The organism is Streptomyces sp. BA2 (assembly GCF_009769735.1).
Lineage (GTDB): Bacteria > Actinomycetota > Actinomycetes > Streptomycetales > Streptomycetaceae > Streptomyces.
In genome coordinates, this window is the sequence record NZ_WSRO01000002.1 from 9,021,479 (window position 1) to 9,046,587 (window position 25,109).

General features: G+C 68.5%; 19 protein-coding genes and 1 pseudogene. 11 read left to right on the forward strand and 9 right to left on the reverse strand.

Translation table 11 applies throughout. The features are described from left to right. Nucleotides 1-101: 101 nt before the first annotated feature. Nucleotides 102-3,047, reverse strand: coding sequence for a family 16 glycoside hydrolase (locus E5671_RS43225; RefSeq protein ID WP_160509658.1), 2,946 nt, complete (start codon nucleotides 3,045-3,047; stop codon nucleotides 102-104). A gap of 608 nt (nucleotides 3,048-3,655) precedes the next feature. On the opposite strand from E5671_RS43225, the gene E5671_RS43230 reads away from it, so the two are divergent. Next, on the forward strand, nucleotides 3,656-4,546 hold the full coding sequence (locus E5671_RS43230) for a hypothetical protein (protein WP_160509659.1): 891 nt from the start codon (nucleotides 3,656-3,658) through the stop codon (nucleotides 4,544-4,546). Between the two features lie 87 nt (nucleotides 4,547-4,633). Further along, nucleotides 4,634-5,128: a hypothetical protein gene (locus tag E5671_RS43235; protein WP_160509660.1), complete on the forward strand. Its 495-nt coding sequence runs from the start codon at nucleotides 4,634-4,636 to the stop codon at nucleotides 5,126-5,128. 110 nt (nucleotides 5,129-5,238) lie between these two features. Here E5671_RS43235 and E5671_RS43240 read toward each other — a convergent pair whose 3' ends face one another. The 5 genes from E5671_RS43240 to E5671_RS43260 all read right to left on the reverse strand — a co-directional run bounded on the left by E5671_RS43240 (nucleotide 5,239) and on the right by E5671_RS43260 (nucleotide 10,680). After that, a complete protein-coding gene (locus E5671_RS43240; RefSeq protein WP_160509661.1) occupies nucleotides 5,239-6,375 on the reverse strand; it encodes an acyl-CoA dehydrogenase in 1,137 nt (378 codons plus the stop codon). Between the two features lie 125 nt (nucleotides 6,376-6,500). Further along, nucleotides 6,501-7,463, reverse strand: a complete 963-nt coding sequence (locus tag E5671_RS43245; protein WP_202121484.1) for a DUF5937 family protein — start codon at nucleotides 7,461-7,463, stop codon at nucleotides 6,501-6,503. Between the two features lie 262 nt (nucleotides 7,464-7,725). After that, nucleotides 7,726-9,276, reverse strand: coding sequence for a helix-turn-helix domain-containing protein (locus E5671_RS43250; RefSeq protein WP_336606009.1), 1,551 nt, complete (start codon nucleotides 9,274-9,276; stop codon nucleotides 7,726-7,728). Between the two features lie 232 nt (nucleotides 9,277-9,508). Further along, nucleotides 9,509-10,261, reverse strand: coding sequence for a hypothetical protein (locus E5671_RS43255; RefSeq protein WP_160509664.1), 753 nt, complete (start codon nucleotides 10,259-10,261; stop codon nucleotides 9,509-9,511). 140 nt (nucleotides 10,262-10,401) lie between these two features. Beyond that, the gene (locus E5671_RS43260) at nucleotides 10,402-10,680 is read right to left on the reverse strand and encodes a hypothetical protein (RefSeq protein WP_160509665.1); all 279 of its coding nucleotides are present in this window, start codon (nucleotides 10,678-10,680) and stop codon (nucleotides 10,402-10,404) included. A 533-nt stretch (nucleotides 10,681-11,213) separates the two neighbouring features. On the opposite strand from E5671_RS43260, the gene E5671_RS43265 reads away from it, so the two are divergent. From E5671_RS43265 to E5671_RS43280, 3 genes are all read left to right on the forward strand, one after another. Then, nucleotides 11,214-12,413 carry a serine hydrolase domain-containing protein gene (locus E5671_RS43265; protein ID WP_336606010.1) on the forward strand — a complete coding sequence of 400 codons (1,200 nt, stop codon included), beginning with the start codon at nucleotides 11,214-11,216 and terminating at the stop codon, nucleotides 12,411-12,413. A 222-nt stretch (nucleotides 12,414-12,635) separates the two neighbouring features. Then, entirely contained in the window at nucleotides 12,636-13,301 is a 666-nt protein-coding gene (locus E5671_RS43270) for a class I SAM-dependent methyltransferase (RefSeq protein WP_160509666.1), read from the forward strand. Nucleotides 13,302-13,507: 206 nt separating this feature from the next. Continuing rightward, entirely contained in the window at nucleotides 13,508-15,598 is a 2,091-nt protein-coding gene (locus E5671_RS43280; RefSeq protein WP_160509667.1) for a SpoIIE family protein phosphatase, read from the forward strand. A gap of 52 nt (nucleotides 15,599-15,650) precedes the next feature. On the opposite strand, the gene E5671_RS43285 is transcribed toward E5671_RS43280, so the two are convergent. Both E5671_RS43285 and E5671_RS43290 read right to left on the reverse strand, forming a co-directional pair. Next, nucleotides 15,651-16,019, reverse strand: a complete 369-nt coding sequence (locus tag E5671_RS43285) for an SH3 domain-containing protein (RefSeq protein ID WP_160509668.1) — start codon at nucleotides 16,017-16,019, stop codon at nucleotides 15,651-15,653. A 72-nt stretch (nucleotides 16,020-16,091) separates the two neighbouring features. Further along, entirely contained in the window at nucleotides 16,092-16,454 is a 363-nt protein-coding gene (locus E5671_RS43290; protein ID WP_160509669.1) for a VOC family protein, read from the reverse strand. A 76-nt stretch (nucleotides 16,455-16,530) separates the two neighbouring features. On the opposite strand from E5671_RS43290, the pseudogene E5671_RS43295 reads away from it, so the two are divergent. After that, nucleotides 16,531-17,672: pseudogene (locus E5671_RS43295) on the forward strand (alpha/beta hydrolase); the annotation flags it as partial. A gap of 93 nt (nucleotides 17,673-17,765) precedes the next feature. Here the strand turns inward: E5671_RS43295 and E5671_RS43300 are convergent. Next, entirely contained in the window at nucleotides 17,766-18,584 is an 819-nt protein-coding gene (locus E5671_RS43300; RefSeq protein ID WP_336606089.1) for a GntR family transcriptional regulator, read from the reverse strand. Nucleotides 18,585-18,859: 275 nt separating this feature from the next. Here E5671_RS43300 and E5671_RS43305 point away from each other — a divergent pair, with 275 nt between their 5' ends. The 5 genes from E5671_RS43305 (at nucleotide 18,860) to E5671_RS43325 (ending at nucleotide 25,087) form a co-directional block, all read left to right on the forward strand. Continuing rightward, nucleotides 18,860-20,128, forward strand: coding sequence for an extracellular solute-binding protein (locus E5671_RS43305; protein WP_160509671.1), 1,269 nt, complete (start codon nucleotides 18,860-18,862; stop codon nucleotides 20,126-20,128). Nucleotides 20,129-20,293: 165 nt separating this feature from the next. After that, nucleotides 20,294-21,178, forward strand: coding sequence for a carbohydrate ABC transporter permease (locus tag E5671_RS43310; protein ID WP_202122754.1), 885 nt, complete (start codon nucleotides 20,294-20,296; stop codon nucleotides 21,176-21,178). Continuing rightward, nucleotides 21,175-22,017, forward strand: a complete 843-nt coding sequence (locus E5671_RS43315; RefSeq protein ID WP_160509673.1) for an ABC transporter permease subunit — start codon at nucleotides 21,175-21,177, stop codon at nucleotides 22,015-22,017. The genes E5671_RS43310 and E5671_RS43315 overlap by 4 nt, the downstream gene beginning before the upstream one ends. Before the next feature lie 50 nt (nucleotides 22,018-22,067). Next, complete coding sequence (locus E5671_RS43320) at nucleotides 22,068-23,636, forward strand: family 20 glycosylhydrolase (protein ID WP_160509674.1); 1,569 nt, start codon at nucleotides 22,068-22,070, stop codon at nucleotides 23,634-23,636. After that, on the forward strand, nucleotides 23,633-25,087 hold the full coding sequence (locus E5671_RS43325) for a cellulose binding domain-containing protein (RefSeq protein ID WP_160509675.1): 1,455 nt from the start codon (nucleotides 23,633-23,635) through the stop codon (nucleotides 25,085-25,087). Before E5671_RS43320 ends, E5671_RS43325 begins: the two co-directional genes overlap by 4 nt. The last annotated feature ends 22 nt before the right edge of the window (nucleotides 25,088-25,109 follow it).

Sequence of the window (25,109 nt, forward strand, 5' to 3'; positions counted from 1 at the left end):
CACCTTCAGGTACGTGCCACGCCCTGTCCGGTCAGCAACAGGCCGGGCCCGCCCATGTGGTGGTGGGCGGGCCGCGGCCGGTGTGGATCGGGTGTGTGGGTTCAGTCCTCCGGTTGGATCCAGATGTTGCGGAAGCGGACCTTGTTGCCGTGGTCCTGGAGCCGGATGGCTCCCGCTGCCGCGGATTCGGCGTCGCCGGCTCCGGTGGGGCCGTCGACGGCCACGTTGTCGTGGACCTTCTTGCCGTTCCACACCACGGTGATTCGTGCGTCGGCGGTCTTCTTGCCGTCCGCGTCGAAGCGGGCCGCGCGGAAGGTGATGTCGTACGTCTGCCAGGTTTCCGGCTCCGTGGCGGCGTTGTGGTCGGCGGCTTTCTTGTTGTAGATGGATGCGGCTTCGTTCGCGGCGAGTTTCTCCACTCCGTACGAGTCCAGGATCTGGATCTCGTAGCGTTCCTGGAGGTAGATGCCGCTGTTGCCGCGGTCCTGTCCGGTGACGTCGTCGGGGAGTCTGGGCACCCGGAACTCGGCGTGCAGGGTGAAGTCGTTGAAGGCCTGCTTGGTGCGGATGTCGCCGCAGCACACCTCGATGGATTTATCGGGTGTGTGGGGCCATTGGACGCTCCCGCCGTCGGGGTGCTGCCAGGCGGTGGACGTACTGCCGCCGGAGAAGAGGTCGATACGGCTGCCCGGCCGCCGTACCTCGATCATGTCGAGGTTGACGTGGCCGGTGTCTTCGGACTCGTAGGAATACGTGATGGTGTTGCGGCCTTTGCGCAGGGCGATTTGCTCAGTCTTGGTCGACCAGCGCTTCCACGTCTCGGTGGAGGGCAGATGTGTCTGGCGCGCGGGCCCGCCGTTCACACTCACGCTGAGGGTTTTGGTGCCGGGGGCGGGATGGGGGCCGTTGGCGTAGCGCAGGCCCACGGCGTAGGTGCCCTTGGACGGGGCCTGGACGTCGAAGGTGGCGGTGGCACCGGGCTTGCTGAAGCCGTCGACGAAGCCGCTGCCGGTGGAGCCGGCGTGCTCGGTGTCGATGTCCGCGCCCCCGGACAGCCGCGCCGACTCGGCGTCGTAGGAGGTGACCGGCTCGTCGTGGCCGGGGCGCGCGTTCAGGGTGTACCAGGCCTCGGTGGACCACAGTTGCTCGTCGTCGGCCGAGGAGAACGGACGCGGTGAGCGGACGTGCACCACGCGGTCGCTCTTGAGTCCGGGGATGGTCAGCTGGACGGTGCGCCGGTCGTCGGAGATGTCGGCCTTCGTGACGGGCAGGGGCTCCTCGTCGACCTTGGGGCCGCCGTAGGCGGGTGTGGGGGCGTAACGCCACTGCTCGACGGAGTAGGCCCCGCTGGTCAGCCTCTCGACCGTCTTGTCCGAAAGCGGCTTGGTGTAGGTGAGCTTGAAGCCGTCGCGGGTGGCGCGCATCGTCTTGATGTCGAAGGCGGTCTTGCCGTTCGGGGTGAGCTTCTGCAGGCCGAAGCGGAGCTTGCCCTCCTGGCCCCAGTTGCCGTCCGCCCCAAGACCGCCGGTGTAGATCGCCCCGTCCGGGCCGGTGGAGATACGCGTGATGCCGGACTCCAGCCCCTGAGTGTGGCGGAACACCGCGCCCTGGAACTCGCCGTTGACCTTCTCCAGGTCGGCGCGCTGCAGTCCGCCGTAGGTGACGTCGCCGAACAGCATCTGCCCGGCGAAGGGCCCCTTCTTGAGGGTCATGGGAGTACTGGGGGAGTTGGCGATCTCGTTCTGCGGCAGCCACAGCACCGGCTTGGTGACGCTCTTGTCGTCGAACGGTCCTTCCGGGTTCGTGTAGTGGTTGAAGAACCGGTCCTGCTTGACGTGCATCAGTTTCGAGGCGGGCAGCCAGCCGCCCTGGTTGTCGGTGACGAACAGCTCACCGCCGGGGCCGCGGCCGATGCCGTTGGGAGTGCGCAGGCCGCCGGCCAGGTAGCTGACCTTCCCGGTCTTCCTGTTCACCTTGATCGTGGTGCCGCGGTTGGGGGCGGGCTGCGGATCGGTCGTCGCGCCGCCGTAGTTGATGGCGACGGACAGATTCAGATAGAAGTCGCCCTTCTCGTAGAGCAGCCCGAAGGCGAACTCGTGGAAGTTTCCGCCGTAGGGCCACTCGGCGATCTTCCGCCGCTCGCCTGCGTCGTTGTCGCCCTCCAGGTCGGCGAGTTCGGTCAGCTGGTGCTTCTCCGAGACATACAGCTTCCCGTCCACGTACTTGATGCCCATCGGCTCCTTGAGCCCGTCGGCGATCTTCTCGTAGGTGACCTTGTCCGGTCCCGTGTCGCCGGTGACGTTGTCCAGGACGTACACCTGGCCCTTGGTCTCCTGGCTGCCGCCCCAGGTGGTCACCGCGAGCCGTCCGTCCGGCAGCCAGTCCATCGCGGAGACCTGCGGCTCAAACCCCTTGGGGCGCAGATCACTCAGCGTGTAGCCGGGGTTGACCGACGTCAGGGGGAGGCCGTCGCCGGGCGTGTCGAGGCTGCCCTCGCACTCCTTGCGGCCCGGCGCGGTGACCCGCACCACGTCGGCATCCGTACTGAGCACGGAGTTCGGTACGAGGGCGAAGTCGTCGGCGCCGGGCGGCTTCCACTGCAGGGTGACCTGCTGGTCGTAGCTCCGGTCGAAGTGGTCGATACGCAGCGGATGGTAGCCCGGGGTGAGGGTGATCTCGCCGTCCTTGGGCTCGGCGCCGTGCAGCCCGTCGTGGTCGATGACCTTCTTGTCACCGATGAACAGCCGCGAACCGTCGTCACTGATCAGACGGAAGCCGTACGCGCCATCCGTGGGCACGTTGATGTTGCCGATGATCTGCGACACGAAGTTGTCGCTGAACCCGAAGCCCTCCGTGGAGGTCCAGTCGATGGTGGGGATCAGCTTGTCTACGTTGGGCGTCTGGGCGGGCTTGAGGTCGCAGAGCTTGCTCAGCGGGGACTGGACGTCGAACACCCGCAGCGTGACCCCGGGTTCCTGCGGCGGCAGATCGGCAAAGGGCTTGTCTTCGGCGCCGGCGGCCGGCGCGGTCACTACGCCGCCGGCCATCAGCAGCCCCAGGAGAATCCCGGCGGCTCTGCGCGGTCTCAGACGCGTGCGGGGGCGGATACGGCGTGGGCGCGGGGGGTGCTCGTGTGGCGTCACTCGGTCTCCTGCTGGGCGCTGTGAGGCGGCCCGGGCCGCCGGAAGCCCGTGTCCGCGGAGGGAGTTGATGCACATGCGGATGGTGCGGCCACGGCATGACGCCGCGCCTGGCGCAGACTTGTGTACGAGAGCGACGCCCAGCGTACGAAGCGCACCTCGTATCGTCCATACTTTGTCCTCAACAAGGAGAAACTGTCTGGGAGTTGCTACAGGGGAGCTGGCGCGACGGCCGCGCCCCGCGCCCCCTACTCAGCGCCCCCGCACTCAGCGTCCCGCACTCCTCGTCCCGCACTCCGTGCCTCGCTCGTAGATACGGAGCATTCGATTCCCCCCATGGCGCCTGCGCTTTTGAGGCATAGCTACAAGGCCTGGCTGACCCCGTTCCCCTCAGAGATGCTCAAGGGGCAAAGCGGCGCGTCGACCAACCAGCGCCACAACTCGGGGGAGTGCGTTGCACCATGAGGCGAGCATTCGTTTCGGCAAGCACAGCCACAGTCATCGCCATATGCGCCATGGCCGGCTGCACCACCAGCACGAGCGAGCAGTCGAGCGCGACTGAGCCGCAGTGGGACACTTCGGCCGAAGCCTCCAGGAGCGGTGCGCGGGACCTGACCGACGCAGAGCGGATCCGGGTCCGGCATGCCGAAGAGTTGCTCGTCAAGAAGTGCATGGAGGGAAAGGGCTTCAAATACTGGGTGGCGCGGATACCCACCGTCGAGGAACGCAAAGGCCAGAGCTACGCACTGGACGACATCGCGTGGGCGAAGCGGTACGGATACGGCGGGAAACTGGAGAAGAAGGCTGAGAAGGCCCGACGGACCGATCCGAATCTCGCGTACCTCGACAAGCTCTCCACCGCTGAACGCGCCCGCTACGACAGGACCCTCGACGGTGACGACACCGGCCGGATGCTGTCGGCCGAACTGCCCACGGGTGGCACGGTCCGGACTCCCGCCCACAGCTGCCGCGTCGTCGCCGGTGAGCGCCTGTACGGCAGCTACGAGACCTGGTATCGCGTCCAGAAGACCACCGACAACCTGACTCCGCTGTACGTTCCGGATCTGCTGCGCGAAGAGCGCTTCGTGACCGCGCTCAAGGCGTGGTCGGCCTGCATGCGCAAGGCGGGACACGCCTATGCCGATCCTCCGGCGGTCCGTGCCGAACTCGAAGAGCTCGTCGATGGACAGAGTGACGCGAAGGCCCACGCCATCGAAGTGGAACTGGCTGTAGCCGAGTCAACCTGCGCGAAGCGGACGGCACTTGCCGACACGGCACGCACGCTGGAGCGCGAGTACCGCACCAAGAAGCTTCCCCGACGTCACAGCGAGGCCATCGCCACGCGCCGAACGATCGAAGCCGGCGCCTTGGCCCGAGCCGAGGACATCACCGACTCGAAGAAGTGACGCCGAGCCGCGTCTACGAAGGCGAACTTCCGCAGCGGCACAGCTGCGGGGCACCCACAACACCCACGGAACAAGGAGTGATGCACCATGCGCAAAACCCTGGCCACAGCAGCGGGCCTCGGCCTCGCAACGCTCGGAATGCTGGTCCCCGCAGGCACCGCACAGGCCGATGAGCCGGCCGCCGCACCGGCCGCCGCGACCTGTTCCGACAACTACAACAACGCGGCCAACGGCTACATGTATGCCTACTGGAACGACCGCTGCGAGGGTTACCTCGGCAGGTCGTCGGGCGTGGACTCCGACTGGGGCAACAGTACGGGCGGATTCCAGGGCGATGACGAGAACCGCGCGACGTCGCTCCTGCACAAGGGGACGTCCGGCCTCGCCGTCGCGTTCTACCGGCTCACCGGTTACAGCGGCGGACACATCTGCCTCACCCAGAATGAGCAGTACGCCTCCACCCTCGTCGACGGCGCCGACGACTACGGCTTCGACAGGTTCTCCTCCGGATACGTCGCGGACAACAGGATCAGCTCGCACCGCTGGGTGGACAAGGACGACTGCAGCAACTTCATGCGCTGACCCGGGAGGTCACGGCTGCCGTCACGGCTACCCGATCCGGAGCCGTTGACTCGACCCACCGACCCTCCCATGGCCCGTCGGGCGATGGGAAGGTCGGTGGGTCGGTGGCCTCACGGCGCCAAGTCGAGAAATTCCCAGTGTGCTTGGGGCTGTGCGCCGCTGAGCCATTTCCCGCAGTTCTGCAGGACCGTGGGGCTTGAGGTGATGTGCTGGGTACCTGTGCCGAGATCACGCAGGAACCGGTCGATCGGCCCGCGCCGGATCGCCGCCGTCCCAGCCCATCGGTGCACCGTCTGACCTACCTCCTGCACGGTCCACGTCGTGTGGTTGAGCGCCAGCCTGAGCAGCGTGTCCTGCTCGGTACTCGGCAACGCGCCCGCATCCAGGGTGACTTCGATGCCGTGCCACACCTCCATCGCCCACGCCCGCGCCGAACGAAGCTTGGCTTCGGCGCTCGCGTACGCCGCGTGGAACTGCGCGGTGTCGACGGCGGCGTTACGTGTGCCGGATCTGGCCGCGGCGACCAATTTCAGTTCATCGAGCAGGCGCCGCCCGACACCGAACGCCCAGCCGGTGTGCCCGATGGCGGACATGTTGACCAAGCCGAGGCGGTAGATCGAGCCACCGTTGGCCGGATCCGTCGTTGTGGCGATATACGTGTGCGTCGCACGCAGCCCGAGTACATCCCAGTTGTCGACGAGTTCCACCTGCGCCTTCGGCATCGCCAGCACCCGCAGCTCGCCGGTGCCCTCGACCTGGATCGCACTGTGGATATGGGTGGCGTGCGCCATACCGGAGGCGAACTGCCAACTGCCGCTCACCAGATAGCCACCCTCGACCGGGACGGCCCGGCCGGGCCGGGTGCCGTGCCCCGCCAACAACGCGTGTTCCCCGCCCGCGACATCCGGGAACAAGTCGGCCGCCGCAACGGCATCGAGATAGGCCGCAGTGGTGCCGGTCATCAACTGCAGCGCCATCATCGTCCAACCGGCCGCGGCATCGTGGTAGCTGACCCGCTCGACTGTCTCTATCAGTTGGCGCGGGGAGAACTCGTGGCCCCCGAGGTTCTGCGGCAGTGCGGCCCTCACGACCCCGGCGTCCAGCAACGCCCGTGCGGTGTCCTCGGTGTGTCTGCCGAGTTCCTCGGCCGTGTCCGCGTCCGCGTCAAGCGCCCCACCGATTGCGTCGATTCGCTCGAGCGTCGCGGGAAATTCCGGGCTGACATGTAATCCGGCCGAGACCGCCATGGATGGTCGCTCCTCGCAACTAGTGCCGTTCCTACGTTCCTGGTTGGGACGCGGGTGGACCGGGCGCGGTTCTCGCGGAAGTCGTCGACGGACAACTCATCGATCTCGACAGCGACAGAGCCGAGCTAGGGCCAGGCAGGTGGCATACCGGCGTTGAGCAGGTCGGCGCCCAGTTGCGTGAGGATGTGCCGGACCCGCTGGCGCTCTCGTACGCTGGCCACCAGTCCGGCGTTGCGCAGTACCGCCGCATGTTCACTGGCCGATGAAAGCGAAACACCGGCATGGTGGGCCAACTCGGAGGTAGTGCGGGGCTCTTGGAGTGTCTGCAGCACCGCGGCGCGGGTGTGCCCCAGGAGTGGCGCCAGCCTGGAATGTGGCGTGCACGCCTGCTCCGGCACAGGCGGGCAGGCGGGGTAGACCAGAACGGGCAGCAACTGTTCGTTCAGGAGGGCGACCGGCGTACGGCGGCAGAAGTACGAAGGGACGAGCAGCAGCCCACGCCCGCCCAAGTGCACGTCCCTGTCGACCGGGTAATCGGCGCAGAGCACGGAGGACTGCCAGCTCAGCATGGGCCCGAAGCTGTGCAGCATCGCCTCGGTCCCGGCGCGGCACTGAACCCCGGTGCGGTGCCGGCGGTCGGCCTCGACACGGGCGGCGATGCCAGGCCACCGGGGGCCCAGGACGTACTTGTGGTACCGGTGCAGGGCCCGGCCCAGCCAGCGCAGTGTGTCCACATCGCCGTCGGCGAGGCGTCGGGTCCAGGAGGGCAGCGGGTTGTGCTGCGCAAGCAGGGAGAGTTCATCGCGTAGTCGGCGCTTCGGGGTGGACAGCACGGCGTCGATCCCGCTCTCCAGCCCACCCGACGCTGCCGCTGGGGTGAGGAAATCCGGAAAGTAGCCGCGGGTCGGCATCAGCGGGGTCAGCACGCGCATCATCTGCCGCCGGTCCGGACATGTCCGTTCCGCGGTGCCGATCCGGGACTTCCTTCTCCCTTCGCGGAGTTGGTGCATGCTCAGGACGATTTCCCACAGTGGGTCCGGTCCGTCGGCGACCCTGGTCCGTGACAGATCTCCCACAGTGAAGTGCATACGCAGCACGGTTTCCCCCGATGGTCCGCTACGGCGTTGTCCTGCCCGCGCAGGACCTCTGCGTTCTGGTGCTGCCGGCGCCCTTCGGGCCGGCCGAAGTGTCAGGGCATGCGGGTGCCTGCCCCGTGCGTTCGGGTCCGCCGATCCTGGTCAGGGCTCGGCGGTGTCTCGTACGCGGGCGGTCACTCTTACGCTAGAAGCCGCCGTGCCATGAGGCCAATGTGCACGGTGCTCAATTCCGGGCGCTGGTTGTGCACGTTGCTCAGATGGCTCGGGCCGCGGCGATGCGCAGCGCGTGGACGACGTCGTGGGTGCCGGTGCTGGTGGTGAGCAGGTCGAGGCCCAGGACGGCCTCGGCGGTACGCAGGTGCGCCCGGACCGTGTTGCGGCTGATGTTCATGCGGTAAGCGGCTCGCTGGGCGTCGGTGTTGGCGTCGATCCACGTTTGGAGGGTGCGGCGGTGGCGGGCCTGCAAGGGCCGCAGGACCGTCTGCGCCCAGGCGACGGCGGACTCGGTACTCAGCAAGTCGTCCAGGGCAGGGGGCCGTTGGAGGTCGGGTTCAGGGATCGGACAAGAGCTGGTGAGAGTAAGGGCCAAGTGGACGTCGGCGCGGGAGCGGACGTCGGCGAGGTCCTGCCCGAGAGCGTGTTGTGCCCGTCTGAGATGCGCGGCGACGGTGTTGCGGCTGAGGCCGAGCAGACGGGCCACGCCGGAACGGGGCATGGTGATGGCCAGGCGGGTGATGTCGGCGCTGGTCTTGGGGGCGTTGTCCAGCGGCCGCAGAAGCGCGCGGGCCCAGGCGAGGGCGGGCTGAGGGGGAAGGACGCCCGTCAGAGGCGTCTGACCTTGGTGGAAAGCCACACGGCCGGCAGTTGTACGGGCGGCGGCCAACGCGTGAGTGGCCTGCGTGTAGGCCTCGGCTGTCGCGTCCAGGGGCTGCACGCCGCTGACGCCCAGGGCGTAGCGTGGGTTGTCCCGGACGAGACGGCGCAGCACGTCACCCAGCCCGCGAGCCGGACTCCCGTCACCGCCGTCACTGCTTGCGCCCTCGTTCTTGTCCTCGTCCTGGCCCTCGTCCTCGGCGATGAGGCAGATCAAGTGCTCCTTGAACACGGGGCAGTGCACCATCAGGGCCGTCCCTTGGTAGCCGGAAGGATCCTGATGGGTTTGGGCGATACGGTCGCGGTCGGCCGGAGGGCAGCGCAGCAGATGGATGCGCAGCCGATCGGCGTCGAGCAGCGGGGGCACGGCCCCGGTCGTCATCCGGCGGGCCAGCAGCGGTCCCCCTGCCAACAGCCCGTGCAGTACGGCGAACCGCAACTGCCGTGCCTTCTCGTGGTAGACGCGTCGAGTCCGGTCGCCGGCCTCTGCATGGCGCAACAAGGCCAGCACGCTGCCGGTGTGCGACGTCAGCGCGACGGTCTGCGAAGTCGGCTCCGATCGGGAGACCACCACGAGTACAGGGCGAGGTCCGTGAGGTCCGAGGGCTTCACAACGCACGTGCAGTTCTTCGGCCAGTGTCGCGGCCGCGGCCAGGTGCCCACCGGACAGACGCGCGAGTAGCCCGGCGAGTGGCGCCAGCACCTTCCGGGGGAAGCCTGCCGTGGACGACTCCACCGTGCCCGCGTCCTCCGCGATCACCGCGGCGTCGACGCCGGTCTGCTGGTGCAGCCAGTCGAGTATTTTGCCGACGTCCGGTCCGGCCTCGCATGACGCCTGACGTCTCACCTCACGCAGTAGCCCGCCAAGGAGGGCTTCCCGCCCGTGCTCCCTGTCGTCCTCCACGGCCCCGTGTCCCTCTGCCGGCGTCACGTTCTTCTCCGCCCGTTGCTCAACGACCCAGCCGCCCAACAGCTGCGAGCCGCCCCCCACCGCCCCAGGGTTGTCCTCACAGCTTCTCATCGGCTGGGGGCGCCGGGAGCGTCGAAACCGGCCCGGATGGGGGAGCGGGGGAGCGGGAATCGGCGCCCGCTCCCGCGCATGACGGGAGCGGACCGCCTTCGCGCCACGACGGGCCCAAGGATGACCATCAGGCAGGCAGCGCTCATGCTCCCCACCGCTCGGTTCCGTTGGGCAGGCCCGTATCGCGGTACGTCTCCCGTTCAGGACGGGTCTTGAAGCAGGCACCGTTTTTGTGGTCCCTGTTCGCCTTGTTGTCGGTGAACGCCTCGACGTACCACTGGTTGTAGGCGATCTTCGGAGCCGTCCACCAGTCGTCGATGGGACCCCAGTCGTAGTCGACGGAGTCCTCTTCGATCGTGGCGAAGATGCGGGTCCTGCGGTTCTTGGCGTCACCCTGCCCGAAGATCTTCATGTCCGCGGAGGTGGTGCCCTCCAGCTCGACGGGGACGCCGGAACCGTCGATCTCCCAGGACTCGATCGACAGGCCCACGCGGGAGCAGTATGTGAAGCGGTTGTAGATCCGCCCGATGCCCGTGCCGGCCCCATCGCCCTCATAACAGGCGTCCAATCGCTCCTCGTTCGGTTCATCGCCGATGGGAACCCAGCCCTGGTAGTTGTTCTCGTCGTCCGCCGTGACGCCCGCATCCCCGGCCTCGGCTGCGGGGGCTGCTCCTCTGGCGTTGTCGGCCGCTGCCTGGTTCGATGCGCGGGCGCCCTCCAGGACCGTCAGCGGCTTGGCCGGCTTGGCCGGTTTGCCCGAGGTGCGGTTGGGAGCCACCTCGTTCTTCCGCACCCCGCCGTCAGGCACCGGGAGGCTCTTGTATCCCTTGTCGCGGGCTTCCTTGCCGTTGGCGCGGAGCTCGGCGAGCTCCTGCCGGGTGATGCCGACCTTCATCTTGAGGGTCTGCTCCGGCTCGGCCTTCGCGCTCTTGGCCGGAGCCTTCGCCGGAACCGGCTCGGGCGCGTCCTGGGCGCCGGCCGCAGTCCCCGGTATGCGGCAAAACAGCTATGCAGCTTTCAGGAGTTGAGGGAGTGTCACACGGCCCGCAGGGCGAGAACGGCCCGCTCGGCGAAGCCGAGGGCGGCAGCCTGACCTGTCGGCTCGTCATCGCGGGAGAACCCCGCGGCCAGCAGAGCCCGCACCGCCGAATGCTCACTGCTGGTCGGGGGAGTGAAGTACCCGGCGATGACGTCCAGTTCGCACAGCACGACTCCGTCGGCGGCGACGTCCACCATGATCTGGTTGGGGTCCTGGAACGCGGAGACGGCCACGCGTCCGTCCGTGGACAGGGCCGCGAGCGTGCCGGGATCCATCCCCGCCCAGCCGCCGGCTGGCCATGTCCACGCCGTCAGGGGCAACGGACGCCTCCCGCACCCCCAAGCATTCGAGAGCCTGGGCGGCCCCCATGGGGGTGAGCGTCACGCACCAGCCCTCACCGAACAGTTCCGACAGATCCAGCATCGTCTTTCCTTCTCCCGTACGGCCGCGACCTTCGCCGCCCACCTGCGCCTGTGCGTGTACCTGTGCCTGCGGCAGCGCCTGCGCCTGCGCCTGCGCCAGATAGTTCTCCGCTTGGGGAGGAGGCGGCACTCAAACCCCGATGCTGTCGCGCCTCAGCAGCCACCGGCGGCGTATCCGTGTCACTCGTTGAGGCGCAATACGGCCGCGTCACGTAGACCTTTGGGTAGCGGTTTGTTTCTGTACATCACGTTATGGGATGAATCGGAAGGAGCCCCGGTGAGAAGCACGTTGGTGCTGGAAGGCCGGTGGGTCCAGAAGATCAGATGCCCTGAAGGCAGCTGGTCGTTCTGACGTCCCACCGCGCTCACGTCTCAGGAGTCCTTCCGTGCCAGTTCCCAGCTTTCCGAAGGTCCGCCTGCCCCTTGTCGCTCTGCTGGCCGCTGCCTGCATGGCTCCTCCGGGGCAGGCCCCGGTCCACGCCGCGGAGGTTCCCGCAGACGGCGACCGCGCCCTGCGACGGCAGTTGCAGGAACTGACCACCGCGCCCGGCGGACCGCCGGGAGCGATCGCCGTGCTCAAGCGCGGGTCCCGCACCGAGGTCTACCGGGCCGGGGTCGCGAAGACCGGGACCGACCGTCCGATCAAGACCACCGACCACATGCGCATCGCCAGTACGGCCAAGGCGTACAGCGGCGCGGTCGCCCTCCAGCTCGTCGACCGCGGGAAGCTGCGGCTGAACGACACCATCGGCAAGGTGCTTCCTCGGCTGCCGCGCGCATGGCACCGGGTTACGCTGCGCCAGCTCCTGAACCACACCAGCGGGCTTCCGGACTTCAGCGCGGACCCGAAGTTCCTGGCCGCGGTGACCGAGAACCCGCGCCGCCACTTCGACTCCCGCCGACTGCTTGACTTCGTGGCCGACGAGCCGTTGGTGTTCCGTCCGGGGGCCCGGTACACCTACTCGAACTCCGACAACATCGCCGTGGCACTGATGGCGGAGGCGGTGACAGGCCGCCCCTACGAAGACCTGCTAGCCGAACTCGTGTACCGCCCGCTGGGCCTGCGCAGCACCAGCTTGCCGCAGGGTTACCGGATGCCCAGGCCGTACATGCACGGCTACGACGTCACCCCGCCGAACCCGCGCACCCCGCCGAACCCGCCGAACTCGCCACAGGACCTCAGCGAGGTACTGAGTGCGTCGGGCGTGTGGGCATCGGGCGGGATCATTTCGACGCCGAAGGACATGACGGCCTTCATCCGCGGCTACGCCGGCGGAAAGCTGATCTCCGACCGGACCCGCCATCAGCAGCTGAACTGGGTGAACGGCGCGTCCGAACCCGCGGGACCCGGCAAGAACAAGGCCGGTCTGGCCATCTTCCGGTACACCACCCGCTGCGGAGTGGTGTACGGCCACACAGGCAACTTCCCCGGCTACACGCAACTGATCGCGGCCGCCCCGGACGGCAAGCGGTCGCTGACCGTCTCCCTCACCACCCAGGTCAACAAGAGCAGCAACCCGGAACTCCTGAAACGGCTGCGGACCGTGGAGGAGAACCTCGTCTGCGCGCTGCTGCGCAAGCGGTAGGCAGGACATGGCGTTCCGGGCCGTGCGCGCGCAGTGGGGGGCCATGTTCGCCCGTCTGACCGATCTCGGGTGCGGGCAGCGCTGGGAGTCCCGGCCCCGGCGGCGCCTGGCGGGCCGATGTGCTTGCCAGCGATCGAGCCGAGTGACCAGATGGGCTCGGCGCCGCACACTTCCGAGCGCTCGTACGCTGCTCACGTGCCTCGTGCGTCTACCGTGTCTGTCATGAGTCGTTGGGAAGAACTGACTGGTGGGACGTCCGGGGAGGATTACGCCGCCCGTTTTGCGGCGTTGGCCGGCACTGGCAAGGACATGCACGGTGAGGCGCGGTTGTGTGCCGCGCTGGTGCCCGCGGGGGCGCGGGTGCTGGATGCCGGGTGTGGCACCGGCCGGGTCATGATCCGGTTGGCAGAGCTGGGGTACGACTGTGTCGGGGTCGACCTCGATGCTTCCATGCTGGCCGTGGCGCGCAGGCAGGCGCCCGAACTGCCCTGGATCCAGGCGGACTTGGCCACGTTGGAGACGTCCGAGCTCCCTGGTGCCGCAGGCTTCGACCTCGTGGTTGCCGCCGGCAACATCTTCCCGCTCCTTGCTACGGGTACCGAAGCCACGGTGGTCAGCCGCTTGGCGGCGGCCCTGCGTCCAGGCGGTTTCATGGTCGCCGGATTCGGCCTGGACGAAGCCCACCTGCCGGTAGCGCCCACGATCACCCTGCCCGAGTACGACGCCTACTGCGCCGCGGCCGGCCTCACCCTCGTCGACCGCTTCGCGACGTGGGACGCCCACCCCTACGAGGGCGGCGGCTATGCCGTCAGTGTCCATCGGGCGCAACGCGGCAGACGTGATGGGGCGGCGGCTCTACGAGACGATGTTGTACTGGGAGAGCGCTGACCAGGATCCATCGCTCGACGACTCGATCTGATCGACGAGTACCGGCAGCGGGGATTAACGCGTGTACTACGCAATCATCGCCTCGCACGCCGCCTCGGTTCCGCAGGCGATCAGGGCTGGGCTGGGGTACTGAGCAGTTTGGGCGGACCATGGAAGAAGGCGGTCACAGCCGACGCGGCATCCGGGGAGCGAAGGGAGGGCTGGGAATGGGCCAGACTCAAGCTCGGCGATCAGCCTTCGGGCAGCCGAGGGCCGGGCCGGATCCGCCCAGTGCCCTGATGGACTCGCTGCGTATCGCAGCGGTGGTCCTGGACGCCGAGGGCCGTATCGTGCTGTGGAGCCCGCAGGCCGAGCAGCTGTTCGGCTACACGGCGGGCGAAGCACTGGGCCGGTACGCGGCTCGCCTGATGGTCCACGAAGATGATCTGGATCTGGTCAGCCAGCTGTTCGCCGAGGTCATGGGCAGTGGCGGGAGCTGGGCGGGGGTCTTCCCCGTCCGGCACAAAGACGGCTCCAGCCGGATGGTCGAGTTCCGCAACATGCGCCTGGAGGACGACCGGGGGGATCTGTACGCGCTGGGCCTGGCCAGCGATCAGGCCACCTTGCGCGCCGTGGAGCGGGACCTGGCGCTGTCCGACCGGCTCGTTGCCCAGTCGCCCATCGGCCTTGCCGTGCTCGATACCGACCTGTGCTACGTCGCTGTCAACCCCGCACTGGAGCGGATCAACGGCGTCTCCGCCGAGGAACACCTCGGCCGCCGCATCGGCGATGTCCTGCCCACCCTGCGTGTCGACGCGATCGAGGCCGCTATGCGCCAGGTCCTCTCCACCGGTGTTCCGATCGTCGACCAGGCCAGCAGCGGCCGCACCCCGGCCGACCCGGACAACGATCACGCCTGGTCCACGTCGTACTACCGGCTGGAAGCCTCGGACGGACACGTGCTGGGCATCGCCGTCTCACTCGTGGACACCACCGAACGCCACCGAGCGTCCCTGGAAGCTGACCGTGCGCGGCGCCGGCTGGCGCTCATCGCAGATGCCTCCGTCCGGATCGGTACCACCCTCGACCTCTACCAGACCGCCCATGAACTCGCCGACCTCACTGTCCCCGACCTCGCCGATGTCGCCGCCGTCGACATCCTGGACTCCGTCCTGGAAGGCAGCCCAGCGACAGTGGGCCATGGTGGCCCTACGGTCTTCCGGGCACTGGCCCTGACCGCCGCCCACCCCAGCCCGGCCGTCGACGCCGCGGACAGCCCCGGCAGCATCGCCGCGTACGCAGAGGACCGCCTGGTCACACAATGCGTCCGCACCGGTCGGCCCGTCCTCCTTCCGCACGTCGACGCCGACGACCTGCCGCAGATCGCCCGCAGCGCCCAGGCGGCAACCCTCCTGCACAGCGCCGGCGTTCACTCCTACCTCGCCGTACCGCTGATCGCCCGTGGCGAGGTGATCGGCGCCCTGGACCTCAAACGCACCCGTAACCCCTGCCCCTTCGACCACGACGACGCCGTGCTGGCTGGGGAGTTGGCCATGCGCGCGGCCGTCAGCATCGACAACGCCCGCTGGTTCCAAAGCGTCCGCAACACCGCCATCACTCTCCAACGCAGCCTGCTGCCGGATCGTCCACCACCCTTGGTCGGCCTGGAGGTGGCCTCCCGCTACCAGCCGGCCAGGTCCGCCAACGAAGTGGGCGGTGACTGGTTCGACGTCATCCCCCTCGCCCATGACAGGACCGCGCTGGTCGTGGGCGATGTGATGGGCCACGGCATCGACGCCGCCGCAACCATGGGACGCCTGCGCACCGCAACCTGCGCCTTCGCCGAACTCGACTTGGGCCCTGCCCAGGTGCTCCACCACCTGGACAAGATCACCAGCGGACTGGAGCACTACATCGCCACCTGCACCTACGCCGTCTACGACCCTCATCGCCAGCGGTGCCACCTAGCCAACGCGGGGCACATGCCCCCGGTCCTCATCCGCAGCGGTAAGCCCGCCGTAGTGATCGACCTGCCCACCGGCGCACCCCTGGGTGTCGGCGGCGTCCCCTTCAACACCACCACCCTCGACCTCGGCCCCGGCGACCGGCTCCTCCTCTACACCGACGGTCTCGTCGAAACCCGCGACCAGGACATCGACACCCGACTGCAGAACCTGCTCACCCACCTCGACGCCATCCCCGACGTGTCACTGGAGGAGACCTGCGACTGGCTCTTGACCGTCCAGCGGCATCCCGGCGGCCACGACGACGTCGCCCTGCTCATCGCGGCGGTCCACGACGGCCCTACTGACGACTGACCGGCCGACCAGAACCCTGGGCCCGGCCGTGGCGCTCGCGTACCTACCCGTCTCAACTGGTGAGCACGGGGCGCAGGGTGCGTGCGTAGGCGCCGCTGACCCAGCCTCGTTGCCCTTGCAGCTTGTACCAGGTACGGGTGTTGCCGATTCTCTGGCCCGCCTGGCTGCGGCTGACGGCGATGACCGTGCACGGCCGAAGATGGCCCAGTACACGGCTGCGGGTCGTGGGGTGCTCGCGAATACGCAGGTGTACGCGCGCGGTCTGCACCCATCCGCTGTTGGCATCGGCGTCTACCTCTACGCGTGGGCAGCCGGTCGGCGCACGGTTGACATCTTCAGCAACGGCAGGTCCGGCGGCAATGCCGCCCAGGCCCAGGAGCGAGGCAACCAGCAGGGAGAGAAACAGGCTTGATCTCGGCACGTCGTGATTCCTTGGCATGAGACGGCGCGGCGCCTCACCCTTGCTGAAACGATTTCTTTCAAGCCAGCTGCGTCACCCTCCAGAGTGGGGCGTGTACCCCGATCTGCTGAACAGCGCGCCTTCCGGCTGACGTACAGATACCGTCGGCGCGCTGTCAGGCCCGCGGCCGCGCACGTCAAGATGCAGCCGGTTCTTGGCGGCCTTCCCTTCGGGAACGCGCTGAAAGTACAGCCGCGGGCCCTCACCTGAGGGATCGACGCATGCGAACCATGAATCCTGCTGCTCAGGTGGCTGGGAGCGCTTGAAGTCGTCCCACGTGGCAAACCCCTGCGGTGGCGGCGGTACGACATAGCCCAACACCTCGCACCAGAAACGGGCGAGGCGCTCAGGTTCCGCGCAGTCGAAGGTGACTTGGAACTTCTTGATCGACATCATCGGACCACCGTATTAGCTCTGGAGACGCCCCTCGGACCGAGCGGTACCTGGATCGGCGGCGATCACGCGATCCGGCTGCGGTCTGACGCGCGATGAGCAGGACGCGGAGCCCGCGTACCGGGCCAAGACCTTCGCGAAGGACGTGCGGCGGGCACGCGCGGTGGCCGCCAAGTGCCGGGCCCGGGAGGGCGACAGGCTGCGGCATCTCACCACCCGCAACACCGCTCGCGACATGGACGTCATTCGTGCCGTGCTGGGCGAGGAGAAGATCTCCTACCTCGGCTTCTCGTACGGCACCTACCTCGGCGCCGTCTATACGCAGATGTTCCCCTGGCGCGCCGACCGGTTCGTACTGGACAGTGCGGCGGACCCGGCGGAGTACGGGCGGGGCATGTTCCGGAGATGGCGCAGGCGACCGAGCCCGCGTTCGCGCGATGGAGCGCATGGGCCGCCCGGCGGCACGCGACGTACCACCTGGGCCGCACCCCGGCTCAGGTCCGCAAGACCTTCTGGGACCTGGTCGCCCGGGCCGACCGCAGGCCCATCGACGACAACGGGACTCCCCTCACCGGGGACGGCATCCGCGCCGGACGCGCCACGTTCTTCCGCGTCCGGGAGGCCGCCGAATGGGTCGCCGGGCTGAAGCGGGCGGCGGCCGGGGGCGGGAAGCCGGACCCGTCCGGCCCGTCCGGCCCGTCCGGCACACCTCGTCCGACCCCGACCCCGACCCCGACCCCGACCCTGGCCTCGGCCTCGCCCCCGTCGGCGTTCGCCCGTGACGTCGTTCCCCCGGACAACGAGGCCGCGAGCGCCTGGGCAGTCCTGTGCGCCGACACCCGCGCATCGTGGCCGCGCGATCCCGAGCGGTACCGCGGTGACGCCATCCGCGACAGGGCCCGGTATCCGCTGTACGGCGACTTCGCGTCCACCATCAAGCCGTGCGCCTTCTGGACGCCGGGCAGCGAGCCCGCGACCCCGGTGGACAACAGCAGCAGAGTGCTGATCGTGCAGAACGAGTGGGACTCCCAGACGCCCCTGGCCGCCGCCCGGGCCATGCACCGGGCCCTGCGCGGCTCCCGCATGGTCACCGTCGCCGGAGGAGAGGGACACATCGTCCACGGCACCAACTCCTGCGCAGACAGGAGCGCCACGGTCTACCTCACCACGGGCAGGCTCCCGGCCAAGGACCTGACCTGCCGAGCGTCTGCCGGGCAGTAGGGGGAATCCCGCATGCCCGGGGAGGGCATGGCGGTTCCACCGGCTGTGCACTGCGGACGTCGACGGCCCGTCAGGAGTCGGCGAGTGCCCTGTTCAGATGTCTTGCACATCGCCGTGGGTCGAGGAGGCGACCGTGTCCCGGTGGGCGAAGTCGCCGGGTGGGATGCCGGGGTGGTGGCTGGCCAGCTGTTCCGGCGCGGTCGCGGTCGCGGCCGGGCCGAGGGTGAGCCGGGAGACGATGCGGTAGCGGTCGCCGCGGTACAGCGAGTGGACGTACTCGACCGGGATGCCGGAATGGTCCGAGGTGAGCCGCTCGACCAGCAGAGCGGGGGAGAGTTCGGGCACTTCGAGCACCTCGGCCTCGGCCCGGGTCACCACCGTCGGCTCGATGGTCTGGGTCGCTTCGCGGACATGAACGTCGTGATGTGCGCTCAAGTGCTCGTACAGATCGCCGCTCTCCAGTTCCTGCGCGGAGAGGCCGGGCACCAGATCAGCTCGGATGTGCAGGTGCTCGATGGCCATCGGGGCGCCGTCGACGAGCCGCAGCCTGGCTACGTAGACGATGTGGGCGGCGGGGGAGAGGTGCAGCTTGCGGCCGACGCGGGCGCCGGCCTGGATGGTGGTGAACTCCAGGAGCCGGCTGGACCAGGCGCCCCCCGCGCGCGGCACCTTCAGCCCGTGCGCGGGCGAGATCAGTTCCTGGGTGATCTTCTCCGGCGCGACGAACATGCCACGCCCGTGTTCGCGGACGAGAACGCCCGCTGCGACCAGTTCGTCGACGGCCGCGCGCAGGGTGGGGCGCGAGACGCCCAGGTCCGCGCAGAGCGCACGCTCGGAGGGGATGGGATCACCGGGGCGCTGTGACTCGATGAGCTGCAGAAGGTGGTCACGGACCCGTTCCCGCTTGAGCACCGCTCCTGAGGAGCGCCGACCGACCCCCGCCTTTGCTGTCCCGCCCGCGTCGTTCGCGTCGGTCGCCACCGCCCGCCCCCTCCTGCCGTACAACCAGCTGTCTGACCAGTTGACCACAGTTGACCACGGAAGCGGGGAGATCGAAAGCCAAAACATTAACTCCCCTGGTTGCAGCGGGGGTTGACGCATGCATTGGTCTATGCCAGCTTTCTCCCTCACCAGAGGTCACCTGACCAGTTAGCAGCTGGTCAGGTCCGGCACCCCAGAGGTGAACCGTGAAGTTCCGTTTACTTGCCGGTGTGTCCGCGCTCGTCGCGGTCGCCGGGCTCAGTGCCTGTTCGTCCGGCTCCGGTGACGGGGAATCTGCCGGCGGTGGGAAGACCGCGATCGATGTGTGGCTCATGCGCGACAGCGTCTCGTCCGCCTTCCAGAAGGACTTCGAGAAGGGCTTCGAAGCCGCGCACCCGGACATCGACGTACGTATCCAGATCCAGGAGTGGGACGGCATCGGCGAGAAGGTCACCGCCGCGCTGGCCAGCAACGACGCCCCCGACGTCATCGAGACGGGCAACACCCAGGTCGCTCAGTTCGCGCAGAGCGGCGGTCTGCTGGACCTGAGTGACGAGGTCGACGACCTCGGCGGCGACGCCTGGCTCAAGGGACTCGCCGAGCCGGGAGCCTGGCAGGGCAAGCAGTACGGCATCCCGTACTACGCGGCGAACCGCGTCGTCATCTACCGCAAGGACCTCTTCGAGAAGGCCGGCGTCGACACCGCCGCGATCAAGACCCGCGACCAGTGGGTGACCGCGACGAAGAGGCTCAACAAGGGCTCACAGCAAGGCATTTACCTGCCCGGGCAGAACTGGTACACCTACGCCGGTTTCGTCTGGGACGAGGGCGGCGACCTCGCCACCAAGTCGGGCGGCACCTGGAAGGGCTCGCTGGACAGCCCCGAGGCGCTGCGAGCCATGGCCTTCTACAAGAAGCTTCAGGCCCTCGGCAAGGGCCCGAAGGACTCCGACGAGGCGCAGCCGCCGCAGGCCGAGGTCATGGCCAAGGGCCAGATCGCACAGATCATCAGCACGCCGGGCGGAGCCAACGTCATCGCCCAGAACAACCCCGAACTCAAGGACAAGCTGGGCTTCTTCCCGATCCCGGGCAAGACGGCGGACACCCCGGGCGCGGTCTTCACGGGCGGCTCCGACCTGGTCATCCCGACGGTGTCGCAGCACCACGACGCCGCGTACACCTTCGTCAAGGAACTGACCGGCGACACATGGCAGAAGAAGCTCGCCGTCGCCATGAGCTACGTCCCCAACAAGACCACGCTCGCCGGCGCGGTCGCCGACGATCCGGGCGCCTCCGCCATGGCAGTCGGAGCGGCCGTCGGCCACGCGACGCCGAACACGCCGGGCTGGGCCGCCGTCGAAGCCAAGAACCCCATCAAGGACTACCTGACGGCCGTCCTCACCGGAGGCGATCCGAAGCGCAAGGCTGCCGAGGCGTCCGACGCCATCACCAACGCCATGAAGTCCGGCTCCTGACCCGCCCCTTGACCGGCCCGCATCGAAACCCCGCACCGAAACCCCGCACCGAGAACTCACACCGAGAACTCACACCGAGAGGAGTGCGCCGTGACGATCGTCCGCGACCCAGTGGTGTCCCGACCGCCTCGGCGTACGCCCGTCACCGCCAAGCGCCGCGCCACGATGTCCGGCATCTGGCCGTACCTGCTCGTGGCGCCCGCCGTCCTCGGGATGCTGTACCTGCTCGTCTACCCGCTGGCGCGGGCCGTCCTGATCTCCTTCCAGGACTTCGGTCTGCGCCAACTCATCCTCGGTGAGGCGCACTTCACCGGCTTCGACAACTACACGGCACTGCTTTCCGACCCACGGTTCTGGGCCGTGGTGCGCCGCACCTTCCTCTTCATGGCCGTGAACGTCGCACTGATCATGATCCTGTCGACACTCGTGGCGCTGATGGTGGAGCGGCTCGGGCGGTTCGGCCGCACGGCCGTGCTCAGCGCGCTCGTGCTCGCCTGGGCGATGCCCGTAGTCGCGGCGACCACCGTGTTCCAGTGGCTCTTCCACTCCGAGTTCGGGATCGTCAACCACGCCCTCACCGGCCTCGGCTTCAGCGGGTTCGAAGGCTATCCGTGGCTGGCCCACGGACCGGCGGCGTTCGCCATCCTCGTCACCCTGGTCGTGTGGCAGTCGGTGCCGTTCGCCGCCATCACGCTGTACTCGGCGCTGACCACCGTGCCCGCCGAGCTCTACGAGGCCGCGCGCATCGACGGCGCGTCCGGGTTCCGGATCTTCCACTCCGTCACCCTGCCGATCGTACGGCCGATCTTCATGCTCGTGCTCTCTCTCGAAGTCATCTGGACGTTCAAGGCGTTCGTGCAGATCTGGGTGATGACCCGCGGCGGCCCCGGCGACGCCACGACGATCCTGCCGGTCTACGCCGTGCAGACCGCACTGGCCCAGCAGCGCTACGACCTCGGATCGGCCGCGTCGATGCTGACCGTGCTGCTCATGTCCGGCGTCCTTGTCGCCTACTTCCGCCAGATGTTCCGACAGGAGAACGAGCTGTGACGACCTCGCGCGTACGCGCATTGCGCCGCCTGCCGCTCAACATCGCCGCCACCGTGACGGTCGTCGTCTGCCTCTTCCCCGTCTACTGGATGGTCACCACCGCCTTCAAACCGTCACGTGACATCCAGTCAGACAACCCCCAACTGCTCCCGCAGAGCTGGACGTTCGACCACTTCCGGCGAGCCATCGACGCGGACGGATTCGCCCTGTTCTGGCGCAACAGCGTGCTCGTCACCCTGACTGCCGTCGCCCTCGCCCTGCTCGTCGCCCTCGGTGCCTCGTTCGCGGTGGCCCGGATGCGCTGGCGCGGACGCCGTCAGTTCATGCTCATGGTGTTCATCGCGCAGATGGCACCGTGGGAGTCCCTGATCATCCCCGTCTACATCATCTCCCGGGACACCGGGATGCTCGACCGGCTGCCGACACTGACTCTTGTCTACTTCATGATGACGCTTCCCTTCACCGTGGTCGTGCTGCGCGGATTCATCGCGACGATCTCGGCTGAGCTGGAGGAGTCGGCACAGGTCGACGGCTGCACCCGGTTCGGCGCGTTCCGGCATGTGGCGTTCCCGCTGCTCGCGCCCGGTCTCATGGCAACGTCGCTGTTCGGCTACATCACGGCGTGGAACGAGTTCGCCTACGCCAACTTCCTGATCATCAAGCAGCAGGACCACCGGACGCTTCCGGTGTGGCTGTCCTCGTTCCACAACACGTTCGGCACCGACTGGGGCGCCACCATGGCCGCCTCGACCCTGTTCGCGCTGCCCGCGCTGGCGATCTTCCTGCTGCTGCAGCGACACGTGACATCCGGGTTCGCCGCCGGCGCCGTCAAGGGCTGACCCGCCACCGCGCCCGTCCCGCATCCCCACGCCCGCACCGGAGGTCCGCCGTGCCCGCGCCCCGCCCCGCGCTCGTACCCGCTCCCACCCAACTGACCCACCGACCAGGCCACTTCACCCTCGACCAAGACACCTCGCTTCGCATCACACCGGGCGCCGAACCCGCCGCCACCTTGCTGCGCACCCTCATCGCACCCGCCACCGGACTCCCGCTCACCGCCGCCCCCGACGGGCCGTTCGTCCTCGCGCACGACCCAGGTCTCAGCGGTCTCGGCACGGAAGGCTACGGCCTGACGATCTCGCCCGACGCCGTGCTGCTGCGAGCCGCCCACCCCACCGGCCTGCTGCGCGGCATCCAGACGATACGGCAGCTGCTCCCCGCCCAGGCCCTGGCGAACGGTCCGCGGCCGGGCGTGCCCTGGCAACTGCCCTGCGTCGAGATCACCGACGTACCGCGGCGCGCCTGGCGCGGCTTCATGCTCGACGTGGCACGCCACTTCCAGCCCGTGCCGTTCCTGCGCCGCTACGTCGATCTGCTGGCCCTGCACAAACTGAACGTGCTGCATCTGCACCTCACCGACGACCAGGGCTGGCGCCTGCCGGTCGCCGACTATCCGCTGCTGACCGAGGTGGGCGGACGGCGTGCACAGTCGATGGTGGGCCCCGCCGGGTCCGACGCCTTCGACGGGACCCCGCACCAAGGGGCCTACACAGGCAGGGAATTGCGCGACCTCGTCACCTACGCCGCCGCCCGCGGCGTCACGATCGTGCCCGAAGTGGAGATGCCCGGCCACACCCGCGCGGCCCTGGCCGCCTACCCCGAACTCGGCACCGTACCGGGCCGCCGGCTCGACGTGTGGACCCGCTGGGGCGTGTGCGACACAGTCCTCGGCGTCCACGAGCCCGTCCTCGACTTCTGCCGCACCGTCCTCGACACCGTCCTGGACGTATTCCCCTCCCCGCATGTGCACGTCGGCGGCGACGAATGCCCCACGACCGAGTGGGCCACAAGCCCGGCCGCACGGCAGCGCATCGAGACGGAAGGGCTGTCAGGGCCAGGCGAGTTACGAGGCTGGTTCCTCGGCCGGATGGGCACCCACCTTCTGGAGCGCGGCCGGATCCCGACCGCGTGGGCCGAGACAGGGGAGGGCCTTCCGCCCGAGTTCACCGTCATGACCTGGCGCGATCCCGAGCACACCCGCATCGCCCTCAAACGCGGCCACAACGTGGTCAGCAGCCACCACAGCGCCACCTACCTCGACTACGCCCAGTCCACATCCCCGGCCGAACCACCCGCCCAGCCCGGCACCGTGGTCGATCTGCGGGCCGTTCACGACCACGAGCCACCCGCCGACCCCACCACCGAGGGCGGCGAACTCCTCGGCGTGCAAGCCCAGTTGTGGACCGAGTTCGCCCCCACCGCTGGTCACGTCGACTACCTGGCCTTCCCCCGCCTCGCCGCGCTCGCCGACCGAGCGTGGCACGGCGCCTCGCCCTGGCCCCAGGCACGCGCACGCCTGATCGCACACGGCGCCAGGCTCGCCGCACTCGGCGTGCGGCACGGACCGTTCGACCCGTACGTCCCCGTCCCCCACCGTTTCGGAGAGGAACCGAGATGAGTCCTGCACGAAAGCGCTCACGCACCGCGCTCACGAGATCGGCACGCTACGCTCTCGCCGCCCTGCTGGGCTGCACAAGTCTCGCCGCGCTGCCCAGCACGGAGGCAGGCGCCGCCGCCTCGGGCTCTGCGTCGGGTGACGTGTCGGTGCAGTACCACACCGGCTCCACCGGCAGCGACCAGGCCGAACCGTGGCTCAAGGTGAAGAACACCGGCACGTCCACCGTGGCACTCAGCGGCGTGAAGCTGCGCTACTACTTCAAGGCCGACTCCGCGAGCGCCACCTACCGCTTCGCCTGCTCGTGGGCCGTGAAGGGCTGCGGCAACATCACCGGTACGTTCGGCACGCTCGCCCACCCGACCGCCACCGCCGACCGCTACCTGGAGATCGGCTTCACGTCGGGCGCCGGTTCCCTCGCCGCCGGAGCCGACAGCGGCGACCTCCAGCTCCGCTTCCACCGCTCCGACTGGCAGTCGCTGAACCAGAGCGACGACTACTCCTTCGGCGCCGCGCAGAACTCGTACGCGAACTGGACGAAGGTCACCGCCCAACTTGACGGAGCAACGGTCTGGGGCACCGCCCCCGAAGGCAACGACCCCACGGACCCGACAGACCCGACCGACCCCACCGACCCGCCCGGCTCCGGAGCGAGCCTCTTCGACGACTTCAACTACACGAAGTACGACGACCCGGCCATCTCAGCCCACGGCTGGAACGTGCGCTCCAACTCCGGTGGCCCCGGGGTGCCGGGTGCCACCTGGGCGCCGCAGAACGTGACGTTCTCCGCCTCCGGCGGCAACTCCGTGATGAACCTGGAGACGTCGACGGCGGGAACGGGCGAGAGCACCAAGCAGACCGAAGTGCTCACCAAGGCCATGAAGTTCAAGAACGGCACGTACGCGGCGCGTGTGAAGTTCAGCGACGCGCCGAAGAGCGGTCCGGACGGGGACCACCTGGTGCAGACGTTCTTCACCATCAACGACCTCAAGGCGCCGATGGCGGACGACTACGCCGAGTACGACTTCGAGTACCTGCCCAACGGAGGCTGGGGCGAGCCGTCGAACATCCTGTACACGACGTCCTGGGAGACCTACAACCCGGACCCCTGGCAGGCAGTCAACCAGCACACCGAGAGCCGGCAGAGCTACGCGGGCTGGCACGACCTGGTCGTGACGATCGACAACAACTCCATCAAGTACTACGTCGACGGGCAGCCGTTCGGCACGCACGACGCCGCGTATCTGCCGGAGCGGCCCATGTCGATCAACTTCAACCAGTGGCTGATCGACCTCGCCGGACAGACCAGCACAAGCCCGCGCGCGTACGACCAGCAGGTGGACTACGTCCTGCACGTCAAGGATCAGGTCCTGACCCCCGCACAGGTGGCCGCCAAGGTGGCCGCATACCGCAGCGCGGGCACCGCCTTCGAGGACACGGTGCCCTCCTCGTGAGGTGAAGGACAGGGTGAGGTGA

Coding starts and splice junctions, on each gene's coding strand:
- E5671_RS43270 (WP_160509666.1), top strand. CDS start 12,636: ATGAGTCGTTGGGAAGAACTGACTGGTGGGACGTCCGGGGAGGATTAC.
- E5671_RS43230 (WP_160509659.1), top strand. CDS start 3,656: ATGGCCGGCTGCACCACCAGCACGAGCGAGCAGTCGAGCGCGACTGAG.
- E5671_RS43280 (WP_160509667.1), top strand. CDS start 13,508: ATGGGCCAGACTCAAGCTCGGCGATCAGCCTTCGGGCAGCCGAGGGCC.
- E5671_RS43235 (WP_160509660.1), top strand. CDS start 4,634: ATGCGCAAAACCCTGGCCACAGCAGCGGGCCTCGGCCTCGCAACGCTC.
- E5671_RS43225 (WP_160509658.1), bottom strand. CDS start 3,047: ATGGCCGGCGGCGTAGTGACCGCGCCGGCCGCCGGCGCCGAAGACAAG.
- E5671_RS43260 (WP_160509665.1), bottom strand. CDS start 10,680: ATGGATCCCGGCACGCTCGCGGCCCTGTCCACGGACGGACGCGTGGCC.
- E5671_RS43290 (WP_160509669.1), bottom strand. CDS start 16,454: ATGATGTCGATCAAGAAGTTCCAAGTCACCTTCGACTGCGCGGAACCT.
- E5671_RS43310 (WP_202122754.1), top strand. CDS start 20,294: ATGTCCGGCATCTGGCCGTACCTGCTCGTGGCGCCCGCCGTCCTCGGG.
- E5671_RS43325 (WP_160509675.1), top strand. CDS start 23,633: ATGAGTCCTGCACGAAAGCGCTCACGCACCGCGCTCACGAGATCGGCA.
- E5671_RS43240 (WP_160509661.1), bottom strand. CDS start 6,375: ATGGCGGTCTCGGCCGGATTACATGTCAGCCCGGAATTTCCCGCGACG.
- E5671_RS43245 (WP_202121484.1), bottom strand. CDS start 7,463: ATGCACTTCACTGTGGGAGATCTGTCACGGACCAGGGTCGCCGACGGA.
- E5671_RS43255 (WP_160509664.1), bottom strand. CDS start 10,261: ATGAAGGTCGGCATCACCCGGCAGGAGCTCGCCGAGCTCCGCGCCAAC.